Raw genomic sequence first — 9967 nt, forward strand, 5'->3', positions numbered from 1 at the left:
CCAACGCCCGAGCAAGTGCAGGAGTTCCAAGACGACACCGATCTGCAAGCCTACGAGAAGGTGGTCAACGAGCTGCTGGATCGTCCAGAGTATGGTGAACGATGGGCACGGCACTGGCTGGACCTCGTGCGATACGCAGAATCCGATGGATACCGCGCAGACATCGCTCGCCCTCAGGCATGGCGGTATCGAGACTATGTGATTGAGTCGCTGAACGATGACAAACCGTACGACCGGTTTGTTCAAGAACAATTGGCTGGGGACGAGCTGTTCCCCGATGATCCTGCGGCACTGATCGCCACCGGATTTATGCGACATGGGATTTTTGAGTACAACGTTCCCGATATCCGTGGTCAATGGGACAACATTCTCAATGAGGTCACCGATGTAACGGGCGATGTCTTCTTTGGAGTCGGTTTCCAATGTGCACGCTGTCACGATCACAAGTTCGATCCTTTGCTGCAGAAGGATTACTTTCGCTTGCGTGCTTTTTTCGAAGCCACGTTGCCTCGCGATGATGTTGTTGCGGCAACCCCAGAAGCAAAGGCAAAGTATGCTGCACAGCTGGCTGTGTATCAGGAGAAAACACGCGAGCTGCGGACGCGTTTGGATGCACTGCTCGAAAAACCGCTACAGAATGTTTTCGAAGCGACCATCAAGCGGTACCCGGATGATTTGAAGGATGTCATTCGTAAGGATCCTGAGGAACTTACCCCTTACGAAAAGCAGTTGTTCCAGTTCGCCGATCGCTTGGTTCGTCACGAACAAGCCCGCGTCGATTCCCGCGCTGATCGAGAAACCAGGGATCAAATTCTGGCCCTTCGACGTGAATTGGCCAAGTTTGATTCGATCAAGCCCAAACCGTTGCCACGGCCGATGACGATCACTGATGTCGATAGCGTCGCCCCGCCCACGGTCATTCCAAAACGAAAAACGGAGGTGGCTCCGGGGTTCCCGACGATTTTGGAGCCCGAAGTTCCCACGATCACACCTCCGCCGAACCTGACCAACACCACCGGGCGACGCTCCGTGCTGGCCAAATGGCTGACCCGCCCTGATAATCCGCTAACAACCCGCGTGATCGTCAATCGCGTTTGGCAGTATCACTTTGGACGAGGCCTAGCCGCGAATAGCAGTGACTTTGGTCAACTTGGCGGTGCTCCCACGCACCCGGAATTGCTCGATTGGCTTACCAGTCGCTTTCTTGAGAACGGTTGGCGTCTGAAGAGTCTGCACCGGCTGATCGTCACTTCGGCGACCTACCGGCAATCAGCGTCACATCCTCAACTTGCAGAATTTCAACAAAAAGATCCCTCCAATCGCTGGTATTGGAGAGGAGAGGTTCGTCGTTTGGACGCGGAGCAGATTCGCGATTCGATCTTCGCCGTCACCGGCCAGCTTGATTCGACTCGCGGCGGTCCCAGTGTGCTGGCGGACCTCCCTCGCAGGTCGATCTACACACGTGTGATGCGGAACAGTCTCGATCCGTTGATGGAAGCGTTTGATTTACCGCAGTTCATTTCCAGTAACTCCAATCGAAATGCGACGACCACTCCGGTTCAATCACTTCTACTGATCAACAGTCAGGTGATGTTGGCCCACGCCGCCACGTTGGCCGAGCGAGTGCACTCGCAATCCGCTGCTGACGACGATATTCGGACGCGGCTACAGCGATTGTGGTGGTTTATCTTCGGGCGGCAACCGACCCAAGAGGAACTCGATCAAGCGATCACGTTTCTCGGTGCCCAGGAACAGGTGCGTGCGAGCGAACGAACGGAAGACGGCGTGCCTGCCAATGTGACCACGGGTCAGGTTCCTTATCGGGATGGCCAGGCGGTGCTCTTTGAGGACGATCCCCAACAAGAGCGATTCCAGGTTCCCGCCGATATTCGCCTGGACGTCGATGACTTCACGTTCGAAGCTATCTTCCAACTGCGGTCGGTGTATGAATCTGGAGCGGTGCGAACATTGGCAGCCAAAATGGCTCGGCTCGATTCCAAATCAGGCTGGCTGTTCGGGATCTCCGGCAAGGGGTCTCGCCGCAAACCGCAAACGTTGGTGTTGCAGGTCTTTGGGGAAAATTCGGACGGGCGGTCTCAAGAGGTGGTCCTGTTCTCGGATCATCATTTGGAACTCAATAAACCCTACTACGCTGCCGTGAGTGTGCAGATGAAAACGGCGGACACGCCAGGCGTGATTAAGTTCCATTTGAAGGATCTGTCCAATGACGAAGAACCGCTCTCTACAGTGGAATTTCCCAACCCGTTGGTCTCCATGACTGCCAATCGTGATCCGCTAAGCGTGGGCTCGGGACGAAATGCGGATCGGTTTGATGGGCTGATTGACGATGTGCGTCTGTCGCAGACAGCCCTCTCGAAATCCGAGTTGCTGCACGTCGCGGAGGGAAGCACTCCGGCAACGATCGGCTATTGGCAGTTCGAGCCCAAACCGGGACTACTGAAGGACAGTTTGCCTGATGGAATGCCGATTGAACTCGGCGGACGCGGACCGAAGTTCACTCCGGCCTACGCCGCCTTTGTCGATCTGTGCCACGTGTTGTTGAACTCAAACGAATTCCTGTACGTCCGCTAACGAGAACCTCTCAAAAAATTGATGTGAGATGGAGGACCGGTTCCTAATGGCCAATCACGAGCCGGCCGGTGGGAACCGGCCCTACGACTTCCCGCAATACACCGCCAATATGATCTAACCATGAACCATCACATCACACTTCCACGATCCCGACGTGAATTTTTAACCCTAAGTGGGGCTGGCTTTGGAACGCTCGCGCTGGCGGCGATGCAGGCCGAAACAAACTGTTTGGCCGGGGCTTCGAATGATCTCGCAACGCCGGGCCCTCACCTGCCGCCCACCGCCAAGAATGTGATCTTCCTGTTCATGGAAGGAGGACCGAGTCACCTCGACACGTTCGACCCCAAGCCTGAATTGAACCGTCTCGCCGGCCAGCATCTCCCGGAAAGTTTCGGTACTGTGTTGACCGCCATGGGAGAATTTCATGCACCGCTGCTGGAATCCAAACGGCGGTGGAAACAATATGGCGAAAGTGGGACCTGGGTCTCCGATTGGCTTCCCCACACGGCGCAGTGCGTCGACGACATTGCCGTGATTCGTTCCTGTTGGACGGATGGCAATAGCCACTCCGCCGGCGTTTGCCAGATGAACACCTGTTCGATGCTAGGTGGACGTCCTTCGCTGGGAAGCTGGGTCACCTATGGACTGGGCACTGAGAATCAGAACTTGCCCGCATTCGTCGTGATGCAGGATGGTCGCGGATCGGTCGTGAACGGCCCACGCAACTGGAGCGCCGGGTTTATGCCCGCGACTTACCAAGGGATTCATCTGTCCGAAGGATCGCAACCGATCCCCAATCTCAACACCCCCGAAGGCATCGGCCCGGACGTCCAGAAAGGAAAGTTGTCGCTGCTGAATTCGTTGAACCAATCGTTTGCCGATGGCTATCCACAGCAAACCGAACTCGAAGCGAGAATCCGAAGTTACGAACTCGCCTTTCGGATGCAGGCCGCTGCGCCGGAAGCCGTCGACTTGAGCCGAGAAACCGAAGCAACCAAAACGTTGTACGGTATGGATCAAGAGGAAACCGCTTCCTACGGACGGCAGTGTCTGCTCGCGCGGCGGCTTGTCGAACGGGGTGTCCGTTTTGTTCAGCTATACCACGGTGCGGGCAGTCGCTGGGATGCGCATAACAATATCGAGTCCAACCACACCAAGTTGTGCAAGGCCATGGACAAGCCGGTCGCGGGGCTGCTGAAAGATCTGAAGCAACGCGGCATGCTCGATCAGACGCTTGTCGTGTGGGGCGGAGAGTTTGGTCGCACGCCGATGTCCGAACAAGGCAACGGTCGCGACCACAACCCGACCGGGTTCTCGATGTGGATGGTTGGCGGAGGCGTCAAGGGAGGACAGGTCATCGGTTCGACCGACGAACTCGGTCTGCGGGCTGTGGAAGATCGGCTGCACGTTCACGATCTGCACGCCAGTATCCTGCACCTGCTGGGTCTGAGCAACATGCAGTTGACCTACTTCTACAATGGCCGCCCCGAACGCCCGACTGTCAACGAGGGGGCCTTTTTCAAACGATTGACGACAGCCTGAAGATGAGCCGAACGTCACATGATCCGCCAACGCGAATCAGCAACATTGCGAGTCATCGATTCATGACAAGCTAGATCGCGTATTTTCTTGTAAGGATTCGTTCATTGGCCGGTCAACGGAACAGATTCGCTTCGCCCGTCCTTCGGTTTGCGAATCTTAGGCAACTGAATTGCAAAAAAAAGATCGCAGATACTTGTAAGGAAACGTTGAGTTCATCGTCTTCTTGGGCGAACGCTGCGATATAACGAACGGGATAGCGAATAGCGTTGCTGTCACTCGTGTCCGAAAGAAAGTCGGTTTTATGAAATCTAGCACGATCGCCGAAGCTCAGCCATCTGAATCCTCTGTCTACCAGCGATACGCCGCGGCGGCACAGGCTGTGGAGCCGGCGCTTTGTTGTCCTGTCCAGTACTCGACCGAATTGTTGGACGTTATTCCTCAAGAGATTATCGAAAAGGACTATGGATGCGGCGACCCCACACCCTACGTTCGCGCGGGCGAAACGGTACTGGATTTGGGCAGTGGAGGTGGCAAGTTGTGCTATATCGCGGCTCAGGTTGTGGGCGCCAAGGGACGAGTCATCGGTGTGGACTGCAACCGCGAAATGCTCACACTGGCGCGTAAGCACGCACCGGCTGTCGCCGAGCAGCTCGGCTACGCAAACGTCGATTTTCGTTATGGATTGATTCAGGATTTAGGACTTGATCTCGATCAGCTTGCCGCTGAGTTGTCTGAACATCCCGTGAACGACCCGGCTGGTTATCTGGCGCTGCGAAACGTCGAAGAGCGATTGCGTCGTGAGCGACCTCTCGTTGCGGACGATTCGATCGATTGTGTCTTGTCAAACTGTGTCTTAAACCTGGTGCGGCAACAGGATCGTCGACAACTGTTTGCAGAGATCTTTCGTGTCTTGCGTCGCGGCGGTCGCGCGGCGATCAGTGACATTGTCTCAGATGAGGACGTGCCTGAGCGATTACAACAAGACCCGGAACTCTGGTCCGGCTGCATCACTGGCGCGTTTCGCGAAGATGAGTTCTTGAAAGCGTTCGAGGAAGCGGGCTTTCACGGGATCGAGGTGGTCAAACGACAAAGCGAGCCGTGGCGGACCGTCGACGGAATCGAGTTCCGCTCCGTGACCGTGGTGGCCCACAAGGGAAAACAAGGTCCGTGCTTGGAGCGTGGGCAAGCGGTTTCGTATCGCGGTCCATTCAAAAAGGTCGAAGATGACGACGGCCATACCTATTATCGTGGTGAGCGAATGGCTGTTTGTGACAAAACATTCCACCTGCTTCAACAAGAACCGTACACCGACATGTTCGACACGATCGAGCCACGTGAAATCGTTCCTTTGGGCGACGCCAAACCGTTTGACTGTCGGCGCAACGCACGCCGACATCCAAGAGAGACAAAGGGGATGGAGTATCACGCGACAACCGAAGCCGTCGATGGTTGCAGTGACAACGGCCCGTGTTGTTAGTGCCCGTGTTGTTCGTAAACGTAGCCGCCGCTTCCAGTCGGATGTGTTCTTAAACGCTTTAAGCAGGTCGACAGGAATGATCGGGGGAAATCCCGTTAGCCGCTTGGCCGCTAGCCCCGGTTGTGTATAGGAACCGTGGCCAACAGGCTGTTGATTTAGTCGAAATGCAAATCGCATTGGTGAGCCGTGGGCCGTAAGGCACCGGGTAATGCGTGGAACCCGGCCGCTCACGCGAGAGCGGCCTACTAAATCAACGGCCCGTTAGCGCCAAACGGCTAACCTACCGAAAGGCTGCTTCCTACCTGCTTGATCGTCTCAGGCGGGGACGCCTAGGCTAATTTTATGGAGTCATTTGCATGATCGTTCTGCTTGCCCTCGTCGCCGGTGTTTTGCTGGCGTACGCGAACGGAGCGAATGACAACTTCAAGGGCGTCGCTACTTTGTATGGCAGTGGCACAACGACGTACCGCCGCGCGCTGGTGTGGGCGACGGCATCAACAGCGGCTGGTTCATTGACAGCTGTTTGGCTCGCTCGCGAACTGCTGGCTCGGTTCTCGGGCAAGGGGATCGTGCCGAATGCACTTGTTGCTCAGAATGAATTCGGCGTTGCTGTCGCGTTGGCTGCAGGAGCAACGGTGATGCTCGCCAGCCGCTTTGGGTTCCCGATTTCTACCACCCATGCGCTCGTCGGTTCGATGGTCGGCGCGGCAGGGGCTTCAACCTATTCGGTTGATTGGCATGTGCTATCGGCAAAGCTGATGGCACCGCTGCTACTGAGTCCGTTGATTGCGATCGCGGTAACCGCAGTCCTGTATTTGACGTTGCGCCGAACGCGGATCGCGATGGGGATTACTAAAGAAACATGTCTTTGCAGCGGACGTGAAGTCGTCGAAGTGGTTCCGATCGGAGCATGCACGATGGCCTTGGCTCGTGCCGAGGAGCTTTCCATCACACTAGGCACAAACGTAAGCTGTCGAGATCATTACGCTGGCAATTTTGTCGGTGTCGATGCACGCGGGTCGCTTGATGCGATGCACTTTCTTTCTGCCGGGATGGTGAGTTTCGCACGTGGATTAAACGATACCCCCAAGATCGCGGCGTTGTTATTGATTGTTCCGGCACTGGATTCGCTCGCTGCGACGGTGCTGTGCGGGCTAGCGATCGCAGTCGGAGGCTGGTTTGGTGCAAAGAAGATCGCCGAGAAACTGAGTCACGGCATCACCGAAATGAACGCAGGCCAAGGTTTTTCCGCAAACCTTGTCACGTCGGTCTTAGTCGTGTTTGCGAGCCGCTGGGGGTTGCCCGTGTCGACGACACATGTTTCGTGTGGAGCAATTTTCGGGATCGGAACAATGACAGGTCAAACGCATTGGAAGTCGATCGGTCACATTCTATTAGCCTGGATCACGACGCTGCCCGTCGCTGCAGCATTCGCTTGGATCGTTTTCCAATGGCTCGCATAAAACGCTCGATGCAGACGTTGCTGTGTGTTGACGAGAAAGTACCGATGGTATGATGAGCGTTTAACTCTCGTCTCTGAATCGCCGTCGGCTTTTGGATCTCGCCAAATGAATACGTTTCTTCTATTGCAGGTTCGCAATGCCGATGATCCCATGCGGACGCAGGAAGTCGATTGTTTTGCTCGAGCGCTCGGATGTTCCGCACAGCAGATTCGCGTCTTCGATCTGCTGTCCGGCGTACCTACGCTGGAGCAACTGAATCAGGTTGACGTGGTTTTGTTGGGCGGCAGCGGCGACTACTCGGTTGCCGAAGGAGGGGATTGGATTCTGCCGGCACTCGCGGCGATGCGGGAACTGTGTGAACTTGGTAAACCGACGTTTGCTTCGTGTTGGGGGCACCAAGCAATGGCTCGGGCGCTCGGTGGTGAGGTGGTCACGGACATGCAGCGGGCCGAGCTTGGCACGATCGAAGTTCACTTAACTCAGGCCGGTCGTGATGATCCGATCTTTGGGCAACTGCCCCACCATTTCGTTGCCCCGATGGGGCACCAGGACACTGTCACGCGGTTGCCTGTAGGCGCGATTCTTTTGGCATCGAGTGAGCGAACCGAGAACCAAGCGTTTCGAATCGAGGGCAAACCGATTTACTGCACCCAGTTTCATCCCGAGCTGAACCGCACGGCATTGATCGAGCGGTTGGTGGCATACCCGCAGTACGTCCAATCGATCAGCGGCAAGTCGATCGATTCGTTCGTCGCAGATTTCAAAGAAACCCCTGAAACTGACCAATTGCTCGGCCACTTTATGAAGCACATACGGGGCGGCCACCCCATCAAGTGACCATCGGAAATCAGTTCGCGTTCTGCGGGGGACGCAGTTCGTTAAAACAGAAATCCCTCGTCCGCCAACGCGGCATCGACCGATGCGATGCGATTGTTCTTGTCACGGTTTTGATTGTCCTGAGGTTGTCCGTTATTGCGGTCTTGCTGTTTGTCGTTGTCGTTATCCGTCGTGTCATCGGTTGCCGCTACTGAAAAATCCGATGCTACACTGGCGGCGATCGCACTGCCCACTTCTTGCCCGACGGTATCATCGAAATTGAAATGGATGCCCAGATAGACTCGGCTGCGACCGTTCTCGGCCATTGCTTCGCTGAACGAGTCAAACGAGCGAGTCGCGTCGTCAAGTTCCAGCCCATAGGCTTCTTGTAGCTCAGGATTCTCCATTAGCAGTTCGAGTTCTTCGGACGTAAGCTCAAAGGCGATATCATCGGTGCCGTAGAATTCCTGAAGCGTTGTGAACAATGCGCCACCGAATGTCGCGTGACCCGAGATATAGGTCGGAAACTGAGGTGTGAATCCTGTCAGGTCTTCGCCATTGGGGGCACCCAATGCGAGCCAGTCCGCATCGCCTTCGGTGAGGGCATTCCCGTCATCATCGCCCGCCTGGATCGCTGTGACCGGACGCCAAAATTCTTCGCTGAACTTCGTATCCCAAGCCACGATTGCCGCGTCGGCCATCGCGACGGAGGCTTGGGCGAACAATGCCGCATTCTCTTCCATCGTATTGCCCTGCTGCTCTGCAATCTGCAGCAGGACGTCGTTGTAGAGTGCCAGCGGCGTCCCTAGTCCTTCGCGGTCATACGCCCAAAAAATCCCCGCTTCGGTTTGATCATCCGTACGAACTTCACTGTCAATCGAGCCCAACTCGAGAACTTCGTTGTAGGCTTCCGCATACTCTTCGCTCGTCAGTTCCGGCGGCGAGTCGGGAACAAAATCGTCGGTCGAATCGATCGCAAACGTATCGACATCACCCCAAGCCGGGCCCCAAGCAGGGACGTCGGGATTCAGTGGATCCGCCTGGAAGTAACCCGCACCTTCGGTGTACTCGTATTCGCCAATGACATCCGCACCATCGCTCGCTCGAATGGCAAGGATCGTGTTACCGATCTCGCTACCAAGTGTTAGACTCGCGTCGGTGTTTCGGTTGGTCTCGGTGCCTGCGAGGCTTGTCTGCAGAAAGGCATTAAGCGTTTCTTGTTGGTCGGGGTACAAGCTGCTCAGCACGGTGTAGGCGGCTTGCGAAGCGGCGACTTCGGCGGACAGCTCGGTGTTGCTGCTGAGGTCGATCGAATAGTCGTAAAACGTATCGGCGCCCTCGCCATCGGTTGCAATTCCGACCGCGTCATAGATTGCAAGGTTCAGCATCGCCATCGAACGGGACGCGTAACCAGGCGTTTGTAGCGAGCCGTCGGTATCCCCCAGGATCTCTCCGAACAAATCGTTCCATGCCAACACGACATCGGAGCTTTCGTCGGCGACGGTGTCATCGTTGTCATTGGAGTCCTGTGGGTCGGTTTGGTCCGTTGGCGTTTCCGACGGTGTGTCGTTACCGGAATCGCCAGCGCCAAAATTTCCGCGTTCGCGATTGAGGCGGTTAATGACCATCAAAGCGTCCAACGCTGAGTTGCGACCATCGTTGTTGACGTCCGTCATGCGACCACTGCCAGACCCGCTGGATTGGCCGTCACCTGAACCAAGCGTTTGTGTTGGTCGATTCATCTCGTTGATGACGGTCAATGCATCGAGTGCGGAAATTTGCCCGTCTTCGTTGACGTCTTCGGGCATCAATTCATTGTGGAACATGTTGGCGGCAAGCAATTGACGCGATTCGAGTGATTCGGCTCGTAGTCGACGCCGAGTCTTGGAGCGTTTTTTGGACATGGAGACACCTTCGGAAAAGATTGGGGGTAGAGGAGCCGAAAGGCCGTGGCTAACTACCAAAGGGCCAAAACGCCGCGGAAATGTCACAGAAATTTGAACGCAGTGATGCGTTCGGGAGTTGGGAGTTGGGAGTTGGGAGTTGGGAGTTGGGAGTTGGGAGTTGGGAGTTGGGA

At 55.8% G+C, this 9967-nt stretch carries 6 protein-coding genes; 5 read left to right on the plus strand and 1 reads right to left on the minus strand.

The genetic code is table 11. The features are described 5' to 3' along the window. From RMSM_RS34935 to RMSM_RS34955, 5 genes are all read left to right on the plus strand, one after another. A partial coding sequence (locus tag RMSM_RS34935) for a DUF1553 domain-containing protein (protein WP_144058181.1) occupies positions 1-2592 on the plus strand: 2592 nt, incomplete at its 5' end. A gap of 120 nt (positions 2593-2712) precedes the next feature. Next, complete coding sequence (locus RMSM_RS34940) at positions 2713-4134, plus strand: DUF1501 domain-containing protein (RefSeq protein ID WP_008708968.1); 1422 nt, start codon at positions 2713-2715, stop codon at positions 4132-4134. 301 nt (positions 4135-4435) lie between these two features. Further along, positions 4436-5611, plus strand: a complete 1176-nt coding sequence (locus RMSM_RS34945; protein ID WP_008708970.1) for a methyltransferase domain-containing protein — start codon at positions 4436-4438, stop codon at positions 5609-5611. A gap of 356 nt (positions 5612-5967) precedes the next feature. Continuing rightward, positions 5968-7074 carry an inorganic phosphate transporter gene (locus RMSM_RS34950; RefSeq protein WP_008708972.1) on the plus strand — a complete coding sequence of 369 codons (1107 nt, stop codon included), beginning with the start codon at positions 5968-5970 and terminating at the stop codon, positions 7072-7074. Positions 7075-7179: 105 nt separating this feature from the next. After that, on the plus strand, positions 7180-7911 hold the full coding sequence (locus RMSM_RS34955; RefSeq protein WP_008708973.1) for a type 1 glutamine amidotransferase: 732 nt from the start codon (positions 7180-7182) through the stop codon (positions 7909-7911). A gap of 41 nt (positions 7912-7952) precedes the next feature. Here RMSM_RS34955 and RMSM_RS34960 read toward each other — a convergent pair whose 3' ends face one another. Further along, complete coding sequence (locus RMSM_RS34960; protein ID WP_008708975.1) at positions 7953-9794, minus strand: dockerin type I domain-containing protein; 1842 nt, start codon at positions 9792-9794, stop codon at positions 7953-7955. Positions 9795-9967: the final 173 nt, after the last annotated feature.

Source organism: Rhodopirellula maiorica SM1 (assembly GCF_000346295.1).
In the GTDB taxonomy this organism is placed as follows: Bacteria; Planctomycetota; Planctomycetia; order Pirellulales; family Pirellulaceae; genus Novipirellula; species Novipirellula maiorica.